At 60.4% G+C, this 23,961-nt stretch carries 16 protein-coding genes; 7 read left to right on the top strand and 9 right to left on the bottom strand.

The genetic code is table 11. The annotated features are described in order from the left end of the window. Positions 1–207: 207 nt before the first annotated feature. From GTQ41_RS21510 to GTQ41_RS21485, 6 genes are all read right to left on the bottom strand, one after another. A complete protein-coding gene (locus GTQ41_RS21510) occupies positions 208–843 on the bottom strand; it encodes a lysoplasmalogenase (protein ID WP_179294962.1) in 636 nt (211 codons plus the stop codon). Between the two features lie 2 nt (positions 844–845). Next, positions 846–1,238 (bottom strand): protease inhibitor I42 family protein, encoded by a 393-nt coding sequence (locus GTQ41_RS21505; RefSeq protein WP_047296311.1) that lies wholly within the window; start codon positions 1,236–1,238, stop codon positions 846–848. Positions 1,239–1,453: 215 nt separating this feature from the next. Continuing rightward, the gene (gene lon, locus GTQ41_RS21500) at positions 1,454–3,871 is read right to left on the bottom strand and encodes an endopeptidase La (protein ID WP_047296310.1); all 2,418 of its coding nucleotides are present in this window, start codon (positions 3,869–3,871) and stop codon (positions 1,454–1,456) included. Between the two features lie 1,357 nt (positions 3,872–5,228). Continuing rightward, complete coding sequence (locus tag GTQ41_RS21495; protein WP_047296289.1) at positions 5,229–5,594, bottom strand: DUF6124 family protein; 366 nt, start codon at positions 5,592–5,594, stop codon at positions 5,229–5,231. Positions 5,595–6,113: 519 nt separating this feature from the next. After that, positions 6,114–8,525 (bottom strand): glucose/quinate/shikimate family membrane-bound PQQ-dependent dehydrogenase, encoded by a 2,412-nt coding sequence (locus GTQ41_RS21490; RefSeq protein WP_047296288.1) that lies wholly within the window; start codon positions 8,523–8,525, stop codon positions 6,114–6,116. A gap of 222 nt (positions 8,526–8,747) precedes the next feature. After that, positions 8,748–10,109, bottom strand: a complete 1,362-nt coding sequence (locus GTQ41_RS21485) for a carbohydrate porin (RefSeq protein ID WP_047296286.1) — start codon at positions 10,107–10,109, stop codon at positions 8,748–8,750. A 299-nt stretch (positions 10,110–10,408) separates the two neighbouring features. Here GTQ41_RS21485 and GTQ41_RS21480 point away from each other — a divergent pair, with 299 nt between their 5' ends. Together GTQ41_RS21480 and GTQ41_RS21475 are read left to right on the top strand one after the other, a co-directional pair. Next, a complete protein-coding gene (locus tag GTQ41_RS21480) occupies positions 10,409–10,639 on the top strand; it encodes a VF530 family DNA-binding protein (RefSeq protein ID WP_041068262.1) in 231 nt (76 codons plus the stop codon). Between the two features lies 1 nt (position 10,640). Next, complete coding sequence (locus GTQ41_RS21475) at positions 10,641–11,279, top strand: Pr6Pr family membrane protein (RefSeq protein ID WP_047296284.1); 639 nt, start codon at positions 10,641–10,643, stop codon at positions 11,277–11,279. A gap of 99 nt (positions 11,280–11,378) precedes the next feature. On the opposite strand, the gene GTQ41_RS21470 is transcribed toward GTQ41_RS21475, so the two are convergent. Then, positions 11,379–12,164: a siderophore-interacting protein gene (locus GTQ41_RS21470; RefSeq protein ID WP_047296282.1), complete on the bottom strand. Its 786-nt coding sequence runs from the start codon at positions 12,162–12,164 to the stop codon at positions 11,379–11,381. Further along, positions 12,161–12,742, bottom strand: coding sequence for a PadR family transcriptional regulator (locus tag GTQ41_RS21465; protein ID WP_047296280.1), 582 nt, complete (start codon positions 12,740–12,742; stop codon positions 12,161–12,163). The genes GTQ41_RS21470 and GTQ41_RS21465 overlap by 4 nt, the downstream gene beginning before the upstream one ends. 516 nt (positions 12,743–13,258) lie before the next feature. Between GTQ41_RS21465 and GTQ41_RS21460 the strand changes: the two genes are divergently transcribed. From GTQ41_RS21460 to GTQ41_RS21440, 5 genes are all read left to right on the top strand, one after another. Beyond that, entirely contained in the window at positions 13,259–13,735 is a 477-nt protein-coding gene (locus GTQ41_RS21460; RefSeq protein WP_174376817.1) for a CS1 type fimbrial major subunit, read from the top strand. Positions 13,736–13,848: 113 nt separating this feature from the next. Continuing rightward, positions 13,849–16,371 carry a CS1-pili formation C-terminal domain-containing protein gene (locus GTQ41_RS21455; protein ID WP_047296278.1) on the top strand — a complete coding sequence of 841 codons (2,523 nt, stop codon included), beginning with the start codon at positions 13,849–13,851 and terminating at the stop codon, positions 16,369–16,371. Continuing rightward, the gene (locus tag GTQ41_RS21450; RefSeq protein WP_047296276.1) at positions 16,372–17,637 is read left to right on the top strand and encodes a hypothetical protein; all 1,266 of its coding nucleotides are present in this window, start codon (positions 16,372–16,374) and stop codon (positions 17,635–17,637) included. 59 nt (positions 17,638–17,696) lie between these two features. After that, on the top strand, positions 17,697–18,440 hold the full coding sequence (locus GTQ41_RS21445; RefSeq protein WP_047296274.1) for a pilus assembly protein: 744 nt from the start codon (positions 17,697–17,699) through the stop codon (positions 18,438–18,440). 60 nt (positions 18,441–18,500) lie between these two features. After that, positions 18,501–18,995 (top strand): CS1 type fimbrial major subunit, encoded by a 495-nt coding sequence (locus GTQ41_RS21440; RefSeq protein ID WP_047296272.1) that lies wholly within the window; start codon positions 18,501–18,503, stop codon positions 18,993–18,995. Between the two features lie 122 nt (positions 18,996–19,117). Here the strand turns inward: GTQ41_RS21440 and GTQ41_RS21435 are convergent, their stop codons facing one another. Beyond that, the gene (locus GTQ41_RS21435) at positions 19,118–23,806 is read right to left on the bottom strand and encodes an NEL domain-containing protein (protein ID WP_217325354.1); all 4,689 of its coding nucleotides are present in this window, start codon (positions 23,804–23,806) and stop codon (positions 19,118–19,120) included. Positions 23,807–23,961 lie beyond the last annotated feature (155 nt).

Raw genomic sequence — 23,961 nt, 5'->3', positions numbered from 1 at the left:
GCGGTTCCGGCGGTGTCGATGAAAAGGCCGGCATTTTAGCCAAAGTGGCGCTGGGATGCTTGGGTTGTCCGACGTGGCGAGGGGATTTATCCCCGATGGGCTGCGAAGCAGCCCCAAAACCTGTGGCTGCGGTCTGTCTGACATAACTCAATGACACTTTCGGGGCCGCTGCGCAGCCCATCGGGGATAAATCCCCTCACTACAAAATTAGCGGTGTTTCACGGAAAACGCCGAAGCGGCGATCCCCCACTGCCCCAGCCAGTAACTGAGGATGATCACATACGGCGCCGCGTGGAATGGCGATACGAAACGATCAATACCAATCACACTGTCCGAAAACACGAACGCCAGCGCACCCGCCGCCGCCAGCAGTGCCGAGCGCTTGGGCACGTCGGTGCCGAGGCGGGCGAGGGCGCGCCAGAGCATGGCGCTGATCGCGGTACCATAGACGACCACCGGCACCAGCAATGGCCCAAGACCGCTGGAAATCAGCATCCCCAGCAGCACTGCGCCCACGCCGAGCGCCAGCACCAGTGGCAGCAGCGCCAGCCGTTTGCAATCGCTGAGGTATGCCTTGAGATACGCCAGATGCGCCACCAGAAACGCACCCAGGCCAAACACAAACAGATCCCCCGGCCACGCCAGCAACACGTCACCGAGCACAGAAAAAATCAGCCCGAGGCTGATCCAGCGCCGATAGTCGCTGGGTGGCGCATCGTGCAGCCAGCCGAGCAGCGCCAGCACCGGCAACGGTTTGACCAACAGGCACAGCAGCGCCGCATGGGTGCTGACGCCGTAGAGAAATGTCGCCGCGCCCATCAGCGCCAGAATCAGCCAGCCCACGATCAGTTCACCGAAATCGCGCAGTCGAAGGTTTCTGCCGGTTCAACTTCTGGTTCCCAAGGTTGCTGCGAGGTCAGGCGCAGGCGTCCGGTGCCGGTGGCGAAGGCCTGAAAGCGCCAGGTGGAGAATCCGCCCGCACCGACCATCCCCGAGTCTTTCGGACTGCTGTAGACCTCGGGGCTGAGCGCGCGCAGCACACCACCGGCCGAGTCCTGAATCGCCCAACGGTAACCGGTGGTGGGATTGCTCGGCAGCATCACAGTCAGGTGTTGTCCGTTGGTGAGACGCACGGGGCATTCGCTCTGTTTTTCCACGGTCACGTTCTGTTTCGGTTGCGTGGCGCAGGCCGCCAGCAGAGAAAGGGCGAGGGGGATAAACAGGCGAGTGGGGGACATAGGCTCAGTGGCTCCGGCGTTGACGACGAACGGCGAGCATAACTGAAGATGAGACAAAGTGTGACAGTCGGGCAGTCCAGTGTTATCAGAACTGACGCCATCGCTGGCAAGCCAGCTCCCACAGGGATTGTGGTGAACACAGGATTTGTGAACACCTCGAACACTGTGGGAGCTGGCTTGCCAGCGATAGCGTCAGTTCAGGCGCTAAAGCTCTGTCAGAACAGCACTTTCGCCACATCTGCAAAGCGCTTGGCGAAGTGCACGGTAAGCCCTTCCTTCAGATAATCCGGCAATTCCTCGAAGTTGCCCCGGTTCGGCTCCGGCAGGATCAGTTCGAAGATCTTCTGCCGCCGCGCCGCGATGACCTTTTCACGCACCCCGCCAATCGGCAGCACATGCCCGGTGAGCGTCAATTCACCGGTCATCGCCACGCCTTTTTTCGGCGGCTGATTGCGGGCAAGCGAGAGCAGGGCGCTGGCCATGGTCACGCCGGCGCTCGGGCCGTCCTTTGGTGTGGCGCCTTCCGGCACATGCAGGTGGACGAAGGCTTCGTCGAAGAATTTCGGATCGCCGCCGAATGACTTCAGGTGCGAGCTGACGTAGCTGTAGGCGATTTCCGCCGACTCTTTCATTACATCGCCCAATTGCCCGGTGAGTTTGAAACCGCGATTGAGCGTGTGAATGCGTGTGGCTTCGATCGGCAGGGTGGCGCCGCCCATGCTGGTCCAGGCCAGACCGGTGATCACACCGGTGCCGGACAGCACTTGTTCGTTGCGGAACACGGGATGACCCAGCGAGGCTTCGAGGTCTTTCGGCCCGAGCTTGATCACCGCTTTCGGGTCCTCAATCAGCTTCATCACCGCTTTGCGTACCAGTTTGCCCATCTGTTTTTCCAGTTGGCGCACCCCGGCCTCCCGGGCGTAACCGTCGATCAAGGCTTTGAGCGCGCTGTCGCTGATGCTCAGGCTGCCTTTGGACACGCCGGCCTTTTCCAGCAGCTTCGGCCACAGGTGGCGCTTGGCGATGGCGACTTTTTCTTCGGTGATGTAGCCCGACAGGCGAATCACTTCCATGCGGTCCAGCAACGGCCCGGGGATCGAATCCAGGGTGTTGGCGGTGCACACGAACAGGACTTTCGACAGGTCCATGCGCAGGTCAAGGTAGTGGTCGAGGAATTCGACGTTCTGTTCCGGGTCGAGGGTTTCCAGCAGCGCCGAGGCCGGGTCGCCCTGGTAGCTCTGGCCCATTTTGTCGATCTCGTCGAGCATGATCACCGGGTTCATCACTTCGACGTCTTTCAGCGCCTGCACCAGTTTGCCCGGCTGCGCGCCGATGTAGGTGCGGCGGTGGCCCTTGATCTCGGCTTCGTCACGCATGCCGCCGAGGCTGAAGCGGTAGAACGGTCGGCCAAGGGATTCGGCGATGGACTTGCCGACGCTGGTTTTGCCCACGCCTGGCGGGCCGACCAGCAGCACGATCGAGCCACTGATTTCGCCCTTGTAGGCACCGACCGCGAGAAATTCGAGGATGCGGTCCTTGATGTCGTCGAGGCCGGCGTGGTGTTTGTCGAGCACCTTGCGCGCGTGTTTGAGGTCGAGTTTGTCCTCGCCGTACACGCCCCACGGCACCGAGGTCGCCCAGTCGAGATAGTTGCGGGTGACCGCGTATTCCGGCGATCCGGTTTCGAGGATCGACAGTTTGTTCATTTCTTCTTCAAGGCGCTTTTGCACCTGCGCCGGCAGGACTTTGCCTTCCAGGCGTTGTTCGAACTGTTCAAGGTCGGCGCTGCGGTCGTCCTTGGTCAGGCCGAGTTCCTGCTGGATCACCTTGAGTTGTTCTTTGAGGAAGAACTCGCGCTGGTGCTCGCCGATCTTGCGGTTAACTTCCGCCGAGATCTCTTTCTGCAGGCGCGCGACTTCGACTTCCTTGCGCAGCATCGGCAGGACTTTTTCCATGCGCTTGAGCATCGGCACGCAGTCGAGCACTTCCTGCAGCTCATTACCTGTCGCCGACGTGAGAGCGGCGGCGAAGTCGGTCAGCGGCGACGGATCATTGGGGCTGAAGCGATTGAGGTAGTTCTTCAGCTCTTCGCTGTACAGCGGGTTGAGCGGCAGCAGTTCCTTGATCGCGTTGATCAGCGCCATGCCGTAGGCCTTGACCTCGTCAGTCGGCTCGGTCGGCTGGTGCGGGTATTCGACTTCAACGAGATACGGCGGGCGGTGGTGCTTGAGCCAGGTCTTGATGCGCACGCGGCTCAGGCCCTGGGCGACGAACTGCAGTTTGCCGTTTTCGCGGCTGGCGTGGTGCACCTTCACCAGCGTGCCGTATTCCGGCAGGGCTTTGGTGTTGAAGTGGCGCGGGTCTTCCTGGGGCGTGTCCATGAAGAATAGGGCCAGGGAGTGGTGTTCGGATTTACTGACCAGATCGAGGGTTTCGGCCCAGGGTTCTTCGTTGACGATGACCGGCAGCACTTGGGCCGGGAAGAACGGGCGGTTGTGGATCGGGATGACGTAGACCTTGTCCGGCAGGTTCTGGCCGGGCAGGGCCAGGCCTTTGCCGGAGGAGGTGTGTTCGATGTGTTCGGCTTCGGTGTAGTCGTCGGGGTTGTCCGGGAATTCTTGCTGGTCGCTCATTGGGGCACCTGCGCAATGGGGTATGGGTCTTAGATGGGGCAGGCTTGGGGTGGTTTCAATGGGGGGCGGTGTTTCTGCTTGTGTGTTCAGGGTTTTGACAGGCGTCACGCTTTGGACTTGGCGGCCTTTGGGCCGACCAGGTTCTTGGGGTTTTGGGGGTATATCCGTTTTTTGGGGTGTGGCGGCTGGCGGTTTCGCCCTTACGGCGAGTCACCTTTTCCAAACGCCGAAAAGGTAACCGAAAAGGCTTGCTCCTGCGTGCGGCCCGCTCGCTAAAGCTCGGGGTCCCTTCGCTGCGGGATCGATCCGGGCGCAGCGCCTACGGTTTGCTTCGCTGCACCTCCTCTCGCTGTGTTTGGCTGCGCCAAACGGTCGCTGCGCTCCCACGCCCGGATCAATCCCTCCGCTCAGCCTTCCGATGTCGCCCGTGGATCAAGATCAAGAGCTGCAGCCGAGCTAACGCTCATCCTGTTGAGTGGGGCGGCATGCGCCGCGTGCGGGTTGTACTTAATTTTCCCTGTAGGAGCTGCCGCAGGCTGCGATCTTTTGATCTTGATTTTGTGGGAGCTGGCTTGCCAGCGATGGCGGCCTGACAGCCGACCATGTTCTGGCTGAATGCACTCAATTTACCTGTGGGAGATCAAGAGCGGTACTCGAGCTTGCGCTCATTGTTTTGAGTGGGGCGGCTGCGCCGCATGGGGCATACACAATCAAAACTGTGGGAGCTGGCTTGCCAGCGATGGCGGCCTGACAGCCGACCAGGTTCTGGCTGAATGCACTCAATTTACCTGTGGGAGATCAAGAGCGGTACTCGAGCTTGCGCTCATTGTTTTGAGTGGGGCGGCTGCGCCGCATGGGGCATTCACAATCAAAACTGTGGGAGCTGGCTTGCCAGCGATGGCGGCCTGACAGCCGACCATGTTCTGGCTGAATGCACTCGATTTACCTGTGGGAGATCAAGAGCGGTACTCGAGCTTGCGCTCATTGTTTTGAGTGGGGCGGCTGCGCCGCATGGGGCATACACAATCAAAACTGTGGGAGCTGGCTTGCCAGCGATGGCGGCCTGACAGCCGGCCATGTTCTGGCTGAATGCACTCAATTTACCTGTGGGAGATCAAGAGCGGTACTCGAGCTTGCGCTCATTGTTTTGAGTGGGGCGGCTGCGCCGCATGGGGCATACACAATCAAAACTGTGGGAGCTGGCTTGCCAGCGATGGCGGCCTGACAGCCGACCATGTTCTGGCGGAATGTACTCAATTTACCTGTGGGAGCGAGCCTGCTCGCGAAAGCGGTGGGTCAGGCACCTTAAACATGAATGCGCTGGCGCCTTCGCGAGCAGGCTCGCTCCCACAGGGGATTAGTTGTGTGTTGGAGATTGTGAGATTTCGTGGTTATCCAGCACTCGGTTCACCGCCAGTTCGGCGAGCATGATGATTTGCTGAATGGCCAGTATCGTCCGGCGCTGCGGGATGTCGATGTACGCGGCGATGTCGCTGGTCATGAGGCTGGCTTGGGCCAGTGATTCGCAAGCGTGGACCAGCAGGCTTTCGTTGTCCATGTCCGGGGCGACCTGGAACATGCTGCTGGGTTTGTGGAATCTCACCGCGGCGGCGGAGGGTTTCAGGTAGTGATCCAGCGCACGCTCGGCGGCATCGTGGAGTTTTTTTGAATCGAGGGATTCGTAAGGTGAGGTTTCGGGGGGATTGGGTGTGGGTTTGATCATGGTGAAGCTCCGAATGAGAAGTGGGGCTGTCACTCTCAATCGCCGCGACGCGACTGAGGGTGGCAGCTGTACGCGGGTTCGCGGACCGAGCCATTCGGCAATCTCGGCATACCCGAAGGTATCCCGCGCACAGCCACCATCAAACCAAACACAGAGCACCTGAGCGCTCCCGTTTGGGCTGGCGATTATGCATCAAATCGAATGGATTGCTCGGGCCGCGACGCCCGGCCGCTGAATTTCCAGCGACCACCAGAGCCTATCCAGCCAACTTCCGAGGCACAACCGACGCGACCTGTCGGAAAACTCCGCGCAATCACCAGCATTTGTAGGACGAACACATTCCCATAGACCAGCACATTTTCCTGTAGGAGCTGCCGAAGGCTGCGATCTTTTGATCTGGCTTTTAAAATCAAAGTCAAAAGATCGCAGCCTTCGGCAGCTCCTACAGGGATATTGGGTGGGCACAAAAAAGGCGATGCCCCTCACGGAGCATCGCCTTTCTATTACCGCCGCTAAAACTTATTCCGGCAGTTTGTATGCAATCACGTAGTCACCCATCTTGGTGCCCAGCGAGCCGTGACCGCCCACAACGAGCAGCACGTATTGCTTGCCGTCCTTGCCGGTATAGGTCATCGGAGTCGCTTGGCCGCCAGCCGGCAGACGCGATTTCCACAGTTCTTTACCGGTGTTCACGTCGTAGGCGCGCAGGTACTGGTCGAGGGTGCCGCTGAGGAAGCCGACGCCGCCGGCAGTCACCATCGAGCCGCCCATGCTTGGCACGCCCAGGGTGAAGCCGATCGGGATTGGCGAGCTGTCGCGGCTGGTGCCGTTTTTGCGTTTCCAGACGACTTTGCCGGTGGTCAGGTCGATGCCGGCAACGTAGCCCCAGGCTGGGGCCTGGCACGGTACGCCCAGTGGCGACATGAACGGGTGCATGATCACCGCGTACGGCGCGCCAGTGTTCGGCTGCACGCCAGCGGTTTCGCTTTCGCGTTTGCTGCCGGCGGCGACTTTCTCGCGTGGCACCATTTTCGAAACGAAGGCCATGTAGTTCGGGCTGGTGAACAGCATCTGGCGAACCGGGTCGACCGAAACGCCGCCCCAGTTGAACACGCCGACGTTACCCGGGTAGATCAGGCTGCCCTGTTCCGACGGAGGCGTGTATTGGCCTTCGTAGCGCAGTTCCTTGAACTGGATGCGGCACAGCATCTGGTCGAACGGGCTGGCGCCCCACATGGCTTTTTCGGTCAGTTCCGGGGCCAGCAGGTTGAGGTCCGAACGGGCCTGGGTCGGTGCGGTGTGGTCGCCTTTCACGGCGCCTTGCGGAACCGGGATTTCCTTGATCGGGATGATCGGCGTGCCGTCACGACGGTCGAGGACGTACAGGCTGCCCTGTTTGGTCGGGGCGATCAGCGCCGGTTTCACGCCGTCGGCGGTTTTCATGTCGAGCAGGGTTGGCTGGCTGCCAACGTCCATGTCCCACAGGTCGTGGTGGGTGAACTGGTAGTTCCAGCGCACTTTACCGGTGGCCAGGTCGAGGGCGACGATGCCGGCGCTGAATTTCTCGGCGCCTGGGGTGCGGTCGGCGCCCCACTGGTCTGGAGTCTGGTTGCCCAGTGGCAGGTAAACCATGCCGAGTTTTTCGTCGACGCTGGCCAGCGACCACATGTTGGCCGAGTTGCGGCTGTAGATTTCGCCCGGGGCCAATGGCTCGGTGGCGTCGGGCTTGTCGCTGTCCCAGTTCCACACCAGGTGACCGTCGCGCACGTCGAAAGCGCGGATCACGCCGGATGGCTCGTTGGTCGATTCGTTGTCGGTGACGTGACCGCCCATGATCACCAGATCACGGGTAATCGCCGCCGGCGAGGTGGAGTAGTAGCCACCAGCGGTGAACGGGCCGATGCCTTGGGTCAGGTCGACCACGCCGTTGTTGCCGAAGCCTTCGCAGATCTTGCCGGTGTCGGCGTTCAGCGCGATCAGGCGGGCATCGGCGGTTGGCAGGTACAGGCGACGCGGGCAAGCCTGGGCAACGGCTTTGCCGGCTTCGGAGACAACGGCGGACGCGGCGTTTTCAGACTTGGCGTAAGCCGCTTCGTCGTAGTACGACACGCCACGGCAGGTCATGTGGGCGAAGCCCTTGAAGCCCACCGGGCTCTTGATCTGCGGGTCGAAGCGCCAGATTTCCTTGCCGGTGTCCGGGTCCAGCGCCAGCACTTTGCTGTGCGCGGTGCACGCATAGAGCATGCCGTTGGCTTTGAGCGGGGTGTTTTCGTTGGTCAGCTCGACCGGGTCATCTGCGGTTGGCAGGTCGCCGGTCTGGATGCGCCAGGCTTCTTGCAGCTTGCCGACATTGGCCGGGGTGATCTGCTTCAGCGGCGAGTAACGGTCACCGAATTCGGTACGGCCGTAGGCCTGCCAGTCGCCGTCAGGCATCTGCGGTGCGGTGCTGGTCATGTCCGCGGTGTCGCGGCCCAGTTCACCAAAGGTTTCACCCGGGTGAGTGAACAGGCTGGCCAGAGCGGTCACACCCGCCAGAACCACGGCCACGCTCAGACCACCGGTGCCCATCGGCGCCGGGCCATTGAGCAGCAGCGGACGACGGAACCACGGCAGCAACATCACGATGCCGAGGACGAACCACAGGGCCAGGCGCGGCACCAGTTGCCACCAGTCCAGACCGACTTCCCACAGCGCCCAGACCGTGCTGGCGAACAGCACGATGGCGTACAGACCCAGCGCTGCACGACGGCGCAGCAGCAACAGAATGCCGGACAGGGCGATGCCGATACCGGCCAGCAGGTAGTACAGCGAGCCGCCGAGCATGCTCAGCTTGACCCCTCCGGCCAGCATGGCCAGGCCCATCAGTAGAAGCAGAATGCCGAGCAGGCTCGGTAGCAGACGGCCTCGACTCGAAGCACTTTCGGTGCTCATAGTGTGATTCTCCGTGACGTTTATGTAGTCCCGCGCTGTAGTCACTTTAGATGACGATTGGGCGCAGGTATGGTTCAGATAAAAACTTGTCTAGCTAACGAATTTTTCCCGATCCCTGTGGGAGCTGGCTTGCCAGCGATGGCGAAGTGTCAGCCGACGATAATGGCGAATGTGAAATCGCATCGCTGGCAAGCCAGCTCCCACAGGTTTCTTCAGTGTTTTTTAGAACGACGACTGGATCTTGATCCCCGCAATCAGTGCGTCATCGACCTGGTCCACGCCGCCCGGATGGCGGATGTATTGCAGGTTCGGGCGCACCGTCAGCCAGTTGGCGAGGTGCACGCCGTAATACAGTTCGGCGCTGTATTCGGTGTCCTGCGGTGGCAGGAAGGACGGGTCGTCGTAGTCGTAGACCGCCTGCGCCTGATTGCTCGCTTCGGCGTTTTTGCGGAAGGCCGGGTTGACGTGCACGCGGGCCAGGGCGAAACCGATGTCGTCCTTGGCGCGGGCATCGAACGGGCCTTTGTAAACGACGCCGGCCTGCACGTAGTTGTCGATCGCGTTGGTTTTCTTGTCATGCATCGTCGCGTTGGCGAACACGCTCAAGCCGCGCGAATGATCGCTGGCAATGCTGGTGACTTGCTGCTGCGCGCCGAACCACACGCCGTGTTTGCTCGACGCGCTGCGGTAGGCTTCGCCGCTCAGGGCGGCAGGCTGGCCGTTCTGGTCTTTATAGACGTCGGAGGCCTTGGCGCTGCTGTAGTAGTAACCGGCGCGGTATTCGCCCGGCAAGCCATTGAGCTTTGGCGTCCACACCAGCTCCACCGGCAGCACGGCGCCCTGGGTGCCGCTGCCGCTGAGTTTGAAACCGTTGCCGCGATCGAGGTTCGACGGGTTCTGCTCGTAAGCGCCGACCTGCGCGTACAACTCTGGGGTCAGGTGATATTTGACCCGCAGCGCCCACTGGCTGACTGGCCAGTTGTACCAGATGCCGCCGACCCAGTTGCCGACCTGCGAGCCGCAGAACGCCAGGTTCTGGAAGTCGCACGGGAAGCTGTTGAAGTCTTCGCCTTCACCGAAACGGCCGACCTTGATGTCGAGCTTCTGGTCGAAGAATTTCTGCTGGTACCACATCTGCGTCAGGCGCGTGGTCTGGCCACGGCCCCAGACTTCCTGGGCCGAAGTGAAGCCGCCCACGCGTGGATCGTTGATCCGGTCGTTGCTGATGTTGTTGCCGCTGCGCTTGGTGAGGGTCAGCTGAAATTCGGCATCGTCCCAGCCGAGGATTTTTTGCAGGTCCAGGTGCGTGCCCAGACCGAACTGATCGCTGTAGCGCGCGGTGCGATCGTGGTCGTAGCCGCCGTGCAGGTTGCTGCCCATTTCGCCGGTGTAATCGAGTTTGAAGTCGTAGCCTTTTTCCGCGAGTTCGCTACGGGTGCCGTTCCAGTCACCGAGCATCCACGGTGAGTCGCTGTCGAAGGCGGGGGTCGCCTGGGCACAGGTGACGAAGCCGAGCGCGGTGCAGCCGCCGATCAGGCGCAGGGCTGAGATAGCGCTGTCTCGGGAGAAGGAAAAATCAGGCATGGATCAGTCTTTTTTGATGTTTTCTGGGGGTAAACCGAGCGCTTCAATTTGACGCAGGCAGTGAAGCGATTCAGCTGAAGGGCGGCAGGATAATGATCTGCAACAAAAAGACAAAGGGCTTTTGCAGACATGCAGCGTTTCGGATTCGGTAACAGTGCGTCAAACGGGCGCATTGTGGCGCGGATCACAGGCTGCGATCTTCTGCGGTTGGCCTACATTTGATGCAAGGCCTTCCACCTGACCGGCCCCTCGGCTAAGGTGCGCGGCTTGTGCATTTTCACTCCGTCCAAAGGCTTGGCATGAACGACCACTCTCCTGATCCGCTGCATGGCGTCACCCTCGAACAGATCCTCAATGCGCTGGTGGCGCATTACGAGTGGTCAGGGTTGGCCGAGCGTATCGATATCCGCTGCTTCAAGAGCGATCCGAGCATCAAGTCGAGCCTGACGTTCTTGCGCAAAACACCTTGGGCACGGGAGAAGGTCGAGCGCTTGTACGTGAAACTGATGCGCACCAAGCGACCGCTCTGAGATGGACGCCGTTATGCGGCGACGCCTGATCACGCTCATCGCCAGCCTCGGTTGGGCCGGGCTGAGCATTCAGCTGTACCTGATTTTCCTCGCACGGCTGAGTGTCGACGCCAGCCTGCTGGGCGGGCTGGTGAGTTTTTTCAGCTACTTCACCGTATTGACCAACACCCTGGTGGCGAGCGTGCTGACCTGCGCGGTTACCCGGCGTGAATCCGCCGCGCAACGCTGGTTTCTGCAGCCATGGGTCAGCAGCGGGATTGCCGTGAGCATCGCCGTGGTCGGTCTCGCCTACAGCATTCTGCTGCGGCATTTGTGGCATCCGCAGGGCTGGCAGTTTATCGCTGACGAACTGCTGCACGACGTGATGCCGCTACTGTTTCTCGGCTACTGGTGGTTTTGCGTACCCAAAGGCACGTTGCGCCTGTGGCACTTGCCGCTGTGGCTGATTTACCCGCTGGTGTATTTCGTTTACGCGTTGCTGCGCGGGCATCAGCTCGGCGCGTACGCGTATCCGTTCATTGATGTGGCACTGCTCGGTTATGCACAGGTGTTCATCAATGCCGGAGGGATAATGGTGGGGTTTGTGCTGATTGGCTTGCTGGTGATCGGCCTGGATCGCTGGAGATTTGCACGAAGTTAAAGCACCTGTAGGAGCTGCCGCAGGCTGCGATCTTTTGACGTTGATTGTTCAAAAACAAGATCAAAAGATCGCAGCCTGCGGCAGCTCCTACAGGGCAAATCACTCTTCTGCGGAACCCTCGGCCCGCCAGTAGCCCACGGCTTTGACGAACTGCTCATTGAGCCCATGCTCATCCAGCAGCACCCGGCGGATCTGCCGCGAGACCTTGGTCTCGGTCGCCACCCATGCATACAGATTGCCCTTGGGCACCTGCAGCTGTCTGACGGTGGTCAGCAGGTTGTCCTTGCCACCTTCGCGCAGCACCCAGATCACGTTGACCTGCGCCGCGCTCTCCAGCACCTGTTGCTCGGCACCGTTCTCCACTTCGATCACCACCAGTGCCTTGCGATTGGCCGCCAGACTTTCGAGGCGTCGGGCGATGGCGGGCAGGGCGGTTTCGTCGCCGATCAGCAGGTAGCTGTCGAAGATGTCCGGCACGATCATCGAGCCGCGCGGGCCGCCGATGTGCAGGAATTGCCCTGGCCTGGCCTGTTCGGCCCAAGTCGAGGCAGGGCCGTCGCCGTGCAGGACGAAGTCGATGTCCAGCTCGAGCTTTTCCAGGTCATAGCGACGCGGGGTGTAGTCGCGCATCTCGGGCATCGGGCCATTGTCCTTGCCCGCGCCGAGCACCATGGTCTCCAGCGCTGCTGCCTGTTCGGCGTTCTGCGGGAACAGCAGTTTGACGTGATCGTCGGTGCCCAGGCTGATGAACCCGGCCAGCTCCGGGCCGCCGAGGGTGATGCGGCGCATGCGCGGGGTCAGGTCGACCACGCGCAGCACTTCGAGCTTGCGGCGTTTGATGTCGTGCATCACGCGGTGAATGGTTTGGGTATCGACTGCAGTCATTCGGCTTTCTCCGGGGCAGATTGAACGGCGGGGCCGTCGACGATGGCTTTGGCGGTGTCGTTGAGCAGGTCACGCACACGCAGGATTTCTTCGGCGCTCCAGCGGCCGTGGTGCATTTGCAGGGCATGGCGCAGGTTGTGCACGGCCTCGTGTATTTCCGGCGGTCGGTCGTGGCCGCGCAACGAACGTTTGCTGACGTCAATGCGCATGCGTACACCGTCCAGTGCGACGGCTTGCTCACTTAAAGACAGACGACCGGCGTCAGTGACGCTGTAGCGCTTTTTGCCGGCTTCGGCGTCGCCACTGATCAGGTCGCTTTCTTCGAGGAAAGTCAGGGTCGGGTAGATCACCCCGGGGCTTGGGCTGTACGCGCCGTCGAACATGCCTTCGATCTGGCGGATCAGGTCGTAGCCGTGGCACGGCTGCTCGGCGATCAGCGCCAGCAGCAACAATTTCAGGTCGCCCGGGGCGAACACCCGTGGGCCGCGTCCGCCGCGTTCACGGCCGGGGCGTTTTTCGAAGCCGTCACGGCCGTCGCCGTGTTCGCGGTGGTGATGGGGGGCATGATGGTCTCTCATTTTCCTTCTCTCTCGTCGTGTTTAGATACAACTTAAGATATATCTTACCCGTCATGCAAGGGGGCCTGACCAACGGTGCTCACCTGATCGATCGAATCTGCGGCCCAAAAAAACCGGAAAATGATCAAGAAAACGCAGTATTAAATCCCCCGGCAAAGGCGCAGATTAGTGCTGAGTCTCTAATGTTCTGTTTCGCCCTTTATTTCCGGAAAAGTGTCGTACATGTCTGACGGAAGTTGCTGCAAAGTTGTGGCGCGTCCAGTCACTCGGGTGGCGCGCTGTAGCCGGTATCTTACAGTCGGACAAGAACTTTCCTGAGTTTTGTAGTTTTTTCTTTCTCATCTGATGGCGTCCAGGCTACAAGGTCGCAGGACGTTGCCTGCTTACTTTGAAGATAAATTGGTTGAACATGCTTCGGCGTTGAAAGTTAGTGGTGAACAGGAACTGCTCGTGACTGTTCTGTTTGCCTTGACTGGTTGACGACTCAACTAATTTATATAAGACAGGTACTCAATGATGTTCAAGAAACTCGCCTTTGCCGCCCCTCTGACTGTATTGGCCATGAGCGCCTCGATGGCGTTTGCCGCGACCGAAGCCAAGCACTCGATCAGCATTGTGGCGCACGTACCGGCCGACGACTTCTATGCGGTGCCGGTGGATGCCGATCTGGTCAACAAGGATCAGGACATGAGCTACAACCCGGCGACCGCTTCGATGCGCGAAGTCAATGGCCACTTCGATGTGCTGCATACCGCAGGCAAGGTCCATGCGCGTCTGGAAGGCGTGCCGAAGCTGATCGCCGGCAACCAGACCATCGATCTGAAAGTTGAACTCAACGGCAAGACGCTGACCACCACTTCGCAGGAAGTGGTGGGTGATACCGAGTCCAATACGCGTTATCGCGCACCGTTCAAGATCAGCGCCACCGGTGCCAAACCGGCCGCTGGCGATTACACCGGTGTGGTCATGCTGGTCGTCGAACCTTCGGTGTAAGTAATAACGGCAATACCTGACGTTACTTGTTCAAGTGGCGTAACCGGTCGGCGATTTGCAACTTGCAAGTTGCCCGGCCGGGCTTTTACTTCCGGTAATCAGAGTATTAATTCATGTATCCGATGACGCCCATCGCGACTGCGCTTGCGTTGCTTTTTAGCAGCAGCGTACTGGCGGCGCCGCCTCCAGTCGATAATACCCCGCGAAGTTTGCTGGCTCAGGCGAAAGGTCTGCCGGCGGACTTCGAAGAGCATTTCTTTGATGTGCCTTTGGCGGTTCGTGTCGAACTTGATCAACAACCGCTGGGCGAGGCAATGATTGTGTTGTCACGCGATGATCGCATTACCTTGCTTGAGTTCACTGACACCAGTGACAGCCGTTACAGCGCAATCGAACAGCAAACGTGGGCCAGCATTCTCAAACCCGGTGTGGCCCTCGGCAAATGCAGCGGACAGTGTCCCGAGCAATTGCTGGAGTTGCATTACAACCTGCAAAACTCGCTGCTGTCGATCGCCACTGCCAACGCCGAGCGCGATCTGCAGGTCCAGCGTTTTCATGATCAGCCGGAAGGTGGCAGCCAAGGCTTGATGCTGCGCAATCAGCTGAACCTCAACGGCGGCCAGGATCAGGATCTGGGCGGACGTTTCGGTCTGGAAGCCAGTGCCAGTCTCGGCAACTGGAGCCAGTCCCTCAATATGCAGCTGGCGCGCCTTGGCGGGCCGTACACCAAGACCTATCACGCGGTGCACGAGCTCTACACCCAGCGCGAACTGCAGGGCAGTTTTTTCCGTCTGGGCTATTTCACCCCCAATTCCGAAGGCCTGACCCGCCAGCCCCGTTCGTTCGGCACCAGCCCGGACACGGCGGTCGGCGTGATGTATGGCAGCTCTGACAGTCTGGCGGTCGATAGCCCGCGGCCCAGCGTCTACCCGATTTTCGTCACCGCCAATCGCCAGGCATCGGTGGAGATCTATCGCGATGGACTGTTGATCAACACCCAGTCAGTCACTGCCGGTCTGCAGACCCTCGATACCCGACCGCTGCCCGGTGGCATTTATGAGGTGGAAGTGCGCCTGATCGAAGACGGCCAGACCACCTCGACGACTCAGGAGCTGGTCTACAAACCGGTCAACTGGCAAAACCTCGACGAGCGCTGGCGCTACAACGTGTTCGCCGGGCAGGAAAGCAAACTGCTGAGCAATTGGGAGCAACAGCAAAGCGGCGATCTCACCGCCGGCGCCGCGCTCAACTATTTGTTGCACCCGCGAGTGATCCTCGGCCTGTCAGCGCGCCAGGTACGCGACACGTTGCAGTACGGCAGCTCGATCGACTGGAGCCTGGCGGACAGCATCAGCCTCTACGCCAACCTTTACCAGACCGAAGATCACGGCACCGGCGCCGATGTGCAGGGCTTGTACAACTACGGCGCCGGCAGCCTGGTGGTCAGCCACAACCGCAGCTGGCTCGACACCCGCAACACCTACGACACGCTGCCCGATGGCACCCGCGTACGCCAGCGCAACGTGTTCATCGGCGAAACCAGCAATTCGTCGCTGGCGCTCAACCACCGCATCAGTCGCAAGAACTCTCTGAGTGCGCGGCTCTCGCACAGCGAAGGCAACGTCGAAGGCGTGGGCATGGACCTGAGCTGGACACAACGCACCGAACTGTTTGGCAGTGACGCCAACTGGCGCCTGTCGCTGTTCGATCGGCCGGGCAGTTACAGCAGTGGCGATGCACGCAATCGCGGGATCGACCTGAGTATCAACATGGCGCTGGGCGGGCCTGGCCAGCAACTGTCCGCCAGTATCGGCAGTCGTACCGCCCGTGATGGCAGCCGCGACAACAATGGCTCGTTCGGCTATCGCAAAGACCTGCAGGACCATGTCCTGCAAAGCGTGTCGGTGACTGCGCTGACCGACACATACGGGGTCGGCCTGGCGAGTCTGGCCAGCTTTCGTACCGATCAGGTCAATGGCGACGGCTTTCTTCAGCGCTCGTCCTATAACGGCAACTTCACTGGCGGCCTCAACCTCGACAGCACGGTGGTCATGGGAGGCCAGCAACTGGTCATGACCAGCCAGCATCCGGGACGTGGCGCCGGGATGATCGTCGATGTCGAGTCAGACATCGACGACATTGCCTTGCGTGCCGACGATCTCGGCGCAGGCAGCGCGGCGTTGCGGGCGGGGCGCAATTTCATCCCGCTGACCGCCTACAGGAACAGCTCGGTGAGCTTCGACTTCCAGGGCAACCACGCCCCCGCCGCGAACATCGAACCGGCGCGCACCCGCTACCACCTGAACAAGGGGGGCGTGGAGTACCGCAAGGTACGCGTGATGAAAACCGTGACCGTGCTCGGACGTCTGCTCGATCCGCAAGGGCGGCCGCTCAAGGGCCACCACGTGATCAACCACGCCAGCCGTGGGGTGAGCGAGGTCGACGGGTTCTTCTCGATGGAGATGCATGTCGGCTCACCGACCCTGGAAGTGCGCTACGCCGATCAGTTGTTGTGCCAGTTCCGGCTCGATACCGACAAACACCGCAGTGAAAGCAACGTGCTGATGATCGGCGATCTGCGCTGCTCACCCGACACATTGGCCGACGTCTCGTTCACACGACAGGAGGCCAGTTGAATGGTCAGCTTCAAAAAATGCGCGTCGCGCTGGCTGCGCCGTGGGCAGTGGCTATGTCTGTTGGGGTTGTTGGCGGCATCGCCCGTTGAGGCGGCGTCGCTGCAAATCCGAGCGTTGTTCAAACCCGATCCCGCCAACCCGCAGAAAAACGAGTTCATCAATCAGACACCTTCCACCGGGTACTGCGAGTATTACCCGCAAATCTGCCGCGACAGCAATACCTTCAGCCTGCGGCTGATGACTCAGGTGCAGTCCAGTCAGCCCATTCAGGCCAATGCCAGCCAGCGCAACAGTGCGATGTTCAAAGTGCCGGGGGCATGGCGCACCTTGACCGTCAGCCATACCGAAACCGGTGAAACCCGCAATCTGGAAGTGCGTATCTCAGGTGTGGGGTCCAACTATGTGCTGAGTCATTCAGCGGCCAGTCTGACGGGCTCCTCGACCGCAAGTGAGGGTCACAACCGCCTGTGGCACGGCTACGGCTGGGTCAATCCGGCGCCTCCCTGTGGCACCACCGGAGTGGGCTTTCTCGGGGCGTCAACCTACGCTTTTTTCTGGAAGGTTCCCGACGAACGTTCCTGCACCAAAATTGCTCAGTTCAACATCCCCGGAATGACTTACGGCTACCTCGATTTTGCCTACGAATTACGGACACCCGACCCGCTGAAAATGTCGTCCGGCAATTACACCGGTACGTTGAGATACAGCATGGGACCAAGAGGCGATTTCGATTTCGGTGACGTGATGATTCCTGACGACACCGAGCTGACGCTGGATTTCAACCTGGAAGTTCAGCACACCTTGAAAGTCGACATTCCGCCGGGCGGCGAAAAAATTCGCCTGGTGCCTGCCGGTGGCTGGCAAAGCTGGTTGCAGGCCGGACGCAAACCGGTGCGACTGTTTCGCGATCAGCCTTTTCATATTTCGGCCTCATCGCGTTTCAAGATGCACCTGGAATGCGACTCCCGCGGGCTTCTCGAATGTGTGATTCAAAACCCGGCTTCGGCAGACAACTATATCGAAGTACGGGTCAGCGTCACGTTGCCCAATGGGTTGACTGACCTTTCCGGCCAACCGGTCAACCGCCGTCGTCTGCGTGTCGGCCAAGCCAGCGCGCAACAGTTCCAGCCCGGTTTTTATGTGGATAGAGGAGCCGGCGTCCTGCACTTTGAAATCCCGGAATATGTTCTGCCGATCATATTGATACCCGGGGTGGGTGGCACCTACGTCGGCAATATCACGGTGATCTGGGATTCGGACATTTGATGGGCCGTAGATCGATGAGGCGTGCCAGCGCCATGTTCAACTTCACGAGGTTCAAAGGTATGAAAGGTCTATGGGTTTTACTGGGGTTGAGCCTGTGTTGCGCAGGTGTTCAGGCCGGGCCGCAAATCAATGTCGGAACGGTCTACGACTACCTCGACAGCGACAAGAGCACCTATCTCAAGCGGGTATTCAACAGCGGCGACGGCACCGCATTCGTCAAGGTCAACATTCTGGAGATCATTTACGACGCTGATGGCAGTCACCGCGAAGTCCCGGTCAGGCAGCAAGCCGATGGCAGCAGCCGTGATGGACTGATGGCCAGTCCGGCGCGGTTGATTGTTCCGGCCAACGGCATGCAGGCCACCCGTCTGGTGCTGATGGGCAAGCGCGATACCGAGCGCTATTTCCGGGTGCGCTTTGTGCCGGTGGTCCCGGAAAAGGAAGACCAGTTCGCCGTTTCCAGCGAAGAGCGCGAGGCTTACAAGGAAAACCTCTCGGCCGGCGTCAATGTCATGACCGGGTTTGGCACGGTGTTCTTTGTCCGGCCGAAAGACGCTCGGTTCGACACGGTCATCGATGACCGTGCCGGGGTTTATCGGCTGCGTAACAACGGCAATACGGTGGTGGTGATCGATGAGTTTCGCAACTGCTCGCAAAAGAACGAGACCGACTGCGAACCGACCACCAAGCACCACCTCCTGGCTGGCAAGTCGTTCGAATTCGAGAAGAAACCGGGCCGGGAATACCGTTTCAACCTGGTCGAAGGTGCAGCCAGGAAAGCGCTGCGTGTCGCCAGCCAGTAACCCGCGGCGGCAAAAGGGGGATTCGCCCTGCCGCTTTTTTCGATGCAACAGGTAGCAGACATGATCAAGCAATCGACCATTGCTTTGTGCAGCGTGATGGCGCTGGCAAGTGCGCAAGCGTTCGCGGCCAGGGAAGCGCGCACGTTCGAGGTGTCGGTGGATATACCGACTCTGGACTTCTATGTGCTTCCCGCCGAAGCCAACTGGATTCATCTGCAGCAGACGCTGCCGTGGAATATCCATACCTCGACCTTGCAGGGGCTGCGCAAGAATTTCGATGTCAAACACAGCACCAGCGCGATCGAAGCGCGGCTGGATGCCGAGCCTTATCTGTTCAACGGGCGGGACGCTATCTTTTTGCAGGTCAGTTTCAATGGGCAACCGTTGAGCCATGACCCGACCCCCCGGGAAGTGGTTTCGGCGGCTCAGGCCAGTAAAGGCGGGCGCTTTGCACTGGAGATCCAGCCGAAGGTACCCGCCGATGGCTATAAACCCGGGACGTACCATGGCACCGTACAACTGATCTTCAGTGCCACGCCTCCCTCGGGTGTCTAAGACCGCCATTGCGCTTTTTCCGGTGGCAGACTGGCTGACAGCCGTTCTGCCACCGGGGACTGCGCTGGCCCGGTGGGCCGGCAGCGCACGCCTGCGATTGGGCCAGCGCGGTGTACGTACCGTTACAGACCGGCGCGTCTCATGGCATCACGAGTCAAACGTCTGGCCAGAGCCTTTTCCTCGTCCACCAAATCGATCAGCACGCGGTTATAGGCCGCTTCGCTGATCGGTGTATCAGCGAACAGGACGGTGTCGGGGATCGGCAGACCGGCAGCGAGTTCGCGCAGTCGGTTGCGCCGCTCGGTGCGCTGTTGATCCGTGGTCGAATCCAGCCATTGCTGCTGCACTTCGCGCACGGTTTCCAGTTGTTCGAACAGCTTCAGGTAGCGATGCTTGTTCGATGCCAGGCGCGCGGGAAACTGCTCTTGCAGGTAGTTCTGCCAGAAGTCCTGTTCGAGCATCTTGTCCACCAGACCATCGCCTTCACCCAGTGCCAGCACCGTGTCATACGCTGTATCAATCATCGCGTCAGTCACGCCCGACACCGGTCGGAACAACATGGACTCGGTCTGCCAGGGCAGGCCCAGGCGTCTGGCCAGGCCGGTCTGGTAGGCCAGGTAGACTTCGACATCGTCCGGGGTGCCACCGCGGCTCTCGACATCTGCCCGGGCAATGTCGTTCACCTGTTCCAGGCGCGCCGCGCCCTGGGCCAGGGTGACCAGTCTGTTTTCCAGTTCCCGGGGGCCGATCGCGTAGGCGTAGGCCTCGGAAGCCAGCACGTTGATGCCCATGTGGTTGAACAACTGAGCGCCGGCGTCCGCGCAGTCCACCGGAGCGACCACCATGGTGAAGAGTTTTTCCCGCAAGCGACTGTCGTGGTGCACGGCGTCGAGCATGCGCCACACTCGCTGCATCAGTTGCTGGCGCAGTTCACCGCCGGCGCGATAGTCGGCGAATTCGCGTACGCCGAGCAGCGTCGCCATGAACGGTTGCGCAGCCGGTTCTTCCACCAGCTCCGACCAAGGCGTTTCGCGGTTGATGCCCCAACCGGGCACGTCGCTCCAATAATCGGCGCCAAACGCGGAAATGATCGAGAAATTGCGTACCGGGTCGGCCGGCAGAAGCGTTTCCTCGGGCAGACCCACCGCGCGTCGATGGGCCTGGTAGATTACCTGATTGACCTCCGAGAGCCTGATCACGTCCAGGCGCGTACGGGCTACCAGCCACTGTGCCTCGGAGCCGCTGACCACCTCCGGAATTGTCGCCAGCGGATTGCCGCGCAGGTCGAGTAACAGGCCACGCGGACGAGGCCTGGCCAGAATGCCTTCAGGCCAGGCGGTCAGCCCGGTGTTCTTCAGGCCCACCACCTTGAGCCTGGGCATGCGTGACAGGTTAGGCGACAGCCCCAGCGGGTTGTCATCGAGTTTGAGCACCTCCAGATACGTCAGGGTACGTAAACGCTCGACGGCAGCGGCATCCAGCACAATCTTGTTATCGCTCAGGCGCAAACGTTCGAGCCGGCGCAAGGACGTGCCGATGCGCTCTGGCAAACGGGTCAGATCACAGCCTTTGGCGCTCAGTTCGATCAGGTGCGGGAAGTCCTTGAGCAAACCGCTGGAATCAGTGGCAAATCGGGTGTTATCGAGTTTGAGTACGGTGACCTTGTCGAGAAATTTTTTCATCGCCGGACGTTTGGCCCACCAGGTTTCCAGATCCAGCGCAAGCATCTCGCGCGACAGGTCCAGCGCGTAGGAGGATGGATCGGTGCGTTGCCCCAAGTTTTCGGTCTTGCGTTCCAGACAATCGAGCAGACGGTTGTGGATATGTAATCCGCCGCCATCGCGAAACTGATGACTGCCCGGTCCCCAAGTGTCCGGTTGCTGATAGCGCCAGCGATTGATCGTTTCACGCAGTTCTTCCAGATCGTTCTCCATTGCCTCGATGGCTTTGAGCGGTTCGCCCTGTTCGGTCAAGGCCTGGGCAAAGGCATCGACCTCGCGCGCCGTGAAGTGCGGATACAGATCCTCGATACGTTCATGCAGGCTCTCGCCGTCTCGGCTCAAACCACCTCCGCGCACCAACAGTTGAGTGTCGAATTGAACAACGGGGCGGATCGGCGGTTCGGCCAGCACGGTGCGCCGTTCGCTCGGCGCGGTGGTTTTGGCAATGATCCATTGTTTGAGCTGCGCGGCGTCGCGGGTGCTGTAACCCAGCACGCTGCGGCCCTGATGTTCGCCCGCATGGAGAATCGCTTCATACAGACCGCAAGCCCGATGCAGCAGTTGATTCGAGCCATCGCGCACCTGATAAAGGTTCTCGCCGGTGCGCACCAGCACCCGGTTCCGCTCGGCCGACTCGACGCCGGCACTGCTGCGCAGGGGGCCGTCGAATGTTCCGTCACGGATGTCGATCCGCAGCGCGCCAAAGGCATCGCTGTGATGACGCAACGCGCCCAAGGCCAGGCGTTCGCTCTCGACCGTGATCAGCGCTTTGCGCTGCAGCCCTTGCGCCGCTCGAGCCGACTGCACCTCAAACTCCAGCTCGCGGGCCAGGGTTTTCAGACGCAGCGGCACCTGCCGTCGCAGGGTGATCCGCTGCATCTCCAGTGGACGGGCCAGGCCAATCACGCGTTCGGCCAGCACCGGCGTCAGTTGCGGGCAGTCGCGCAGTACCCGGGCGGCCGGGGCAGAAAGAGCTTGCGCCACGTCCTTTGGTGCCGGGTGGCTTGCCAGGCGCAGGAGGGTATCGGCGAGCAGAGGCGGGGGCGGGGTGTTTTCCACATGCATGCGCCGCAGGATGTTCTCGTCGGTGCCGGTCAACTGGCGAATCTGTTCCAGTTGCGCATCGCTGAATCCATCGGTGGCATGGCCGATTCGGCGCATCAATTGCGGGCCTTGCCACTGACGCGGGTTTTCCGACTCACCGACCCATGCGCCATGGCTGTTGTGCCTGAGTGTCGGCGCGTAGGCGTCGGGGCGGCGTGGATGACGAATCCGGTGTTCACCGCTCAGCGGATCCCGGGTCACTTCGAACACCTGCTGATCCAGTTTCACCACGTGCTTGTTGCCCAGTACGTGCAAGCCTTGCGCATCAGGACGGATGGAGGCGGGCAGTATCTGGTCGGTGACGCGATACGGAGTGAGGTCAGGGTTCCAGAGGCGTGTCTGGCCGTCGCCCAGTTTTACCGGTTTCAGGTTTTCAAAAAACGGCGAGAGCTTGACCAGCGCCGCGTTGCCCAATTCGGCACCTGCAGCGAAAATCCCCAGTTGCACGATACTTTCCAGCACACCGATGGCTTGAGCGCCGGCTTGGGCCAAGTGACCTTCGGCCAGATCGACGACTCCCTCAACAATCTGATCGGTGACCTGGTACGCGGTATAGGCCAGCATCAATACGCCCAGCTCGGGAGCGAAGGGCACGGCCACCAGCATCGCCAGATTGAGCATGTCCGTGAGGATTTTTTCCAGGTTGTCCCACCATGCCCAGCGGGCCATACGATCGGCGTATTCGGTGGCTATCGCAATCTCCCGGGCATCGTTGAGCATCTTGTTGAGTTTCTGCTGGTAGAGGTACTGCCACAGGTCACCGGTAAAGCGTGTTTCGCGATCCTGTTGAACCGGCGTCACGCGAAATTGCAGGTTGGGATGATCCACAGGCGTATCGCGCCAGTTGGGCAAATTCGACCCGGAGGGCGTCGGCTGCCATGTCACATGACTGAGGCGCTCGTTCAATCGGGCGAAGAAATAGCCTCGCTGACGCTGCGGGACAAACTGACTGAAAAACCGCTGGTAGGACGAGGACGCTGAGGTGTCCCGCAACTGGCGGGTCAGCTCGGCCATGAACGCCAGTGAATCGGGATATTGCTTGAGCGGGTGTTCCGGGTCGTTGGGCACATAGGCCAGAACCGGCACGGGCCGCGTGGCGGCAAGCGGGTCGGCGCAGATCAGGACAATGCCTGTCAGTGCTGTGTCCATCATCGTCAGCGTGTGATAGCGCACAGCCTTGCCGTGCCACAGTACCTGGGCACGGTCTTCGAGCATGCCTTGCACCACTTCAAATGCCAGACGGTCGATGTCGCCTTTAAGCAGGGCCATGCGCGCGGCGACCCGCAATGTCTGTTTCTGGCTGCGTGTCACCTTGATCTGCAGGTATTGACGGGCCACCGGGTTTTTCGAAAGCACGAACTCGTGCAAGTGGGTCTGGTAGCGCGCGCCGATATCCAGCTCGCGACACAATGCCTTGAACTGCTCGACGCTGATCCTGTGCGTGAGCGCCTTGACCGAAAACTGCCCGAGCGCATCGGGACGGGTGATAAAGCAGGAGTCGGCAGCGAACGTTTCGTCGCTGGAAAAGTTGTGCAATGCCGCGTCCAGCAGCGACACCGTGCGACTTTGCGTGCCGTTGGCAAAGTCATGCGCCCACCAGGAGGTCTTGGCCGGCATGTACAGCCGTACCCAGGTGTCTTCGACGTCGTCCTCGACACCGAAGCGCGTCTTCAGGGCCTGTTGCAGCAAAGGTCTGGCAAAGGTGCGCGGATCCTGCAGATTGCTCAGCGCGCGATCGATGCTGTTCTGCGCGATCCATGCCTGGCGTATTTCATCCTTGAGCTGTTGATGCTCGCTGGCCGCAGCGCTGCGATGCCATGCAGGCATGGTCAGGGTGACGTTTTTCAATGATTCGATCCGTGCTGCCGAAGCCTTGTACAGCCAGTCGGGAAGGGCGTCTTTAACCAGATCGTAATGGACACTTTTATGACCTTGGGCAGAAGGCGTCTGCTGCGATCGATACAGTGTCAGGGAAGGGTTGGGCATGGCCTGATCGTCCGTTGATCAAAATGGAGCGATCAGACTAAGAAATGACCCGGCGCGAAAAAAGCGCAAAAACAGGTTGAAAGCACGGCAGGTTTACGCCGCGACACAGCGGAAATTCAATGGCAAAAAATACTCCGATACCGCCCCGCAGCGAA

This window comes from Pseudomonas sp. AN-B15 (genome assembly GCF_019056475.1).
GTDB classification, from domain to species: Bacteria; Pseudomonadota; Gammaproteobacteria; order Pseudomonadales; family Pseudomonadaceae; genus Aquipseudomonas; species Aquipseudomonas parakoreensis.
Note: the sequence above shows the minus strand (reverse complement) of the source record. Positions and strands in the feature narration are given on the sequence as shown.

Excerpts from the sequence above, each read along its gene's own strand:
- GTQ41_RS21505 (WP_047296311.1), bottom strand. The coding sequence starts at position 1,238 with ATGTCCCCCACTCGCCTGTTTATCCCCCTCGCCCTTTCTCTGCTGGCG.
- lon (WP_047296310.1), bottom strand. The coding sequence starts at position 3,871 with ATGAGCGACCAGCAAGAATTCCCGGACAACCCCGACGACTACACCGAA.
- GTQ41_RS21495 (WP_047296289.1), bottom strand. The coding sequence starts at position 5,594 with ATGATCAAACCCACACCCAATCCCCCCGAAACCTCACCTTACGAATCC.
- GTQ41_RS21490 (WP_047296288.1), bottom strand. The coding sequence starts at position 8,525 with ATGAGCACCGAAAGTGCTTCGAGTCGAGGCCGTCTGCTACCGAGCCTG.
- GTQ41_RS21485 (WP_047296286.1), bottom strand. The coding sequence starts at position 10,109 with ATGCCTGATTTTTCCTTCTCCCGAGACAGCGCTATCTCAGCCCTGCGC.
- GTQ41_RS21480 (WP_041068262.1), top strand. The coding sequence starts at position 10,409 with ATGAACGACCACTCTCCTGATCCGCTGCATGGCGTCACCCTCGAACAG.
- GTQ41_RS21475 (WP_047296284.1), top strand. The coding sequence starts at position 10,641 with ATGGACGCCGTTATGCGGCGACGCCTGATCACGCTCATCGCCAGCCTC.
- GTQ41_RS21470 (WP_047296282.1), bottom strand. The coding sequence starts at position 12,164 with ATGACTGCAGTCGATACCCAAACCATTCACCGCGTGATGCACGACATC.
- GTQ41_RS21465 (WP_047296280.1), bottom strand. The coding sequence starts at position 12,742 with ATGAGAGACCATCATGCCCCCCATCACCACCGCGAACACGGCGACGGC.
- GTQ41_RS21460 (WP_174376817.1), top strand. The coding sequence starts at position 13,259 with ATGTTCAAGAAACTCGCCTTTGCCGCCCCTCTGACTGTATTGGCCATG.
- GTQ41_RS21455 (WP_047296278.1), top strand. The coding sequence starts at position 13,849 with ATGTATCCGATGACGCCCATCGCGACTGCGCTTGCGTTGCTTTTTAGC.
- GTQ41_RS21450 (WP_047296276.1), top strand. The coding sequence starts at position 16,372 with ATGGTCAGCTTCAAAAAATGCGCGTCGCGCTGGCTGCGCCGTGGGCAG.
- GTQ41_RS21445 (WP_047296274.1), top strand. The coding sequence starts at position 17,697 with ATGAAAGGTCTATGGGTTTTACTGGGGTTGAGCCTGTGTTGCGCAGGT.
- GTQ41_RS21440 (WP_047296272.1), top strand. The coding sequence starts at position 18,501 with ATGATCAAGCAATCGACCATTGCTTTGTGCAGCGTGATGGCGCTGGCA.
- GTQ41_RS21435 (WP_217325354.1), bottom strand. The coding sequence starts at position 23,806 with ATGCCCAACCCTTCCCTGACACTGTATCGATCGCAGCAGACGCCTTCT.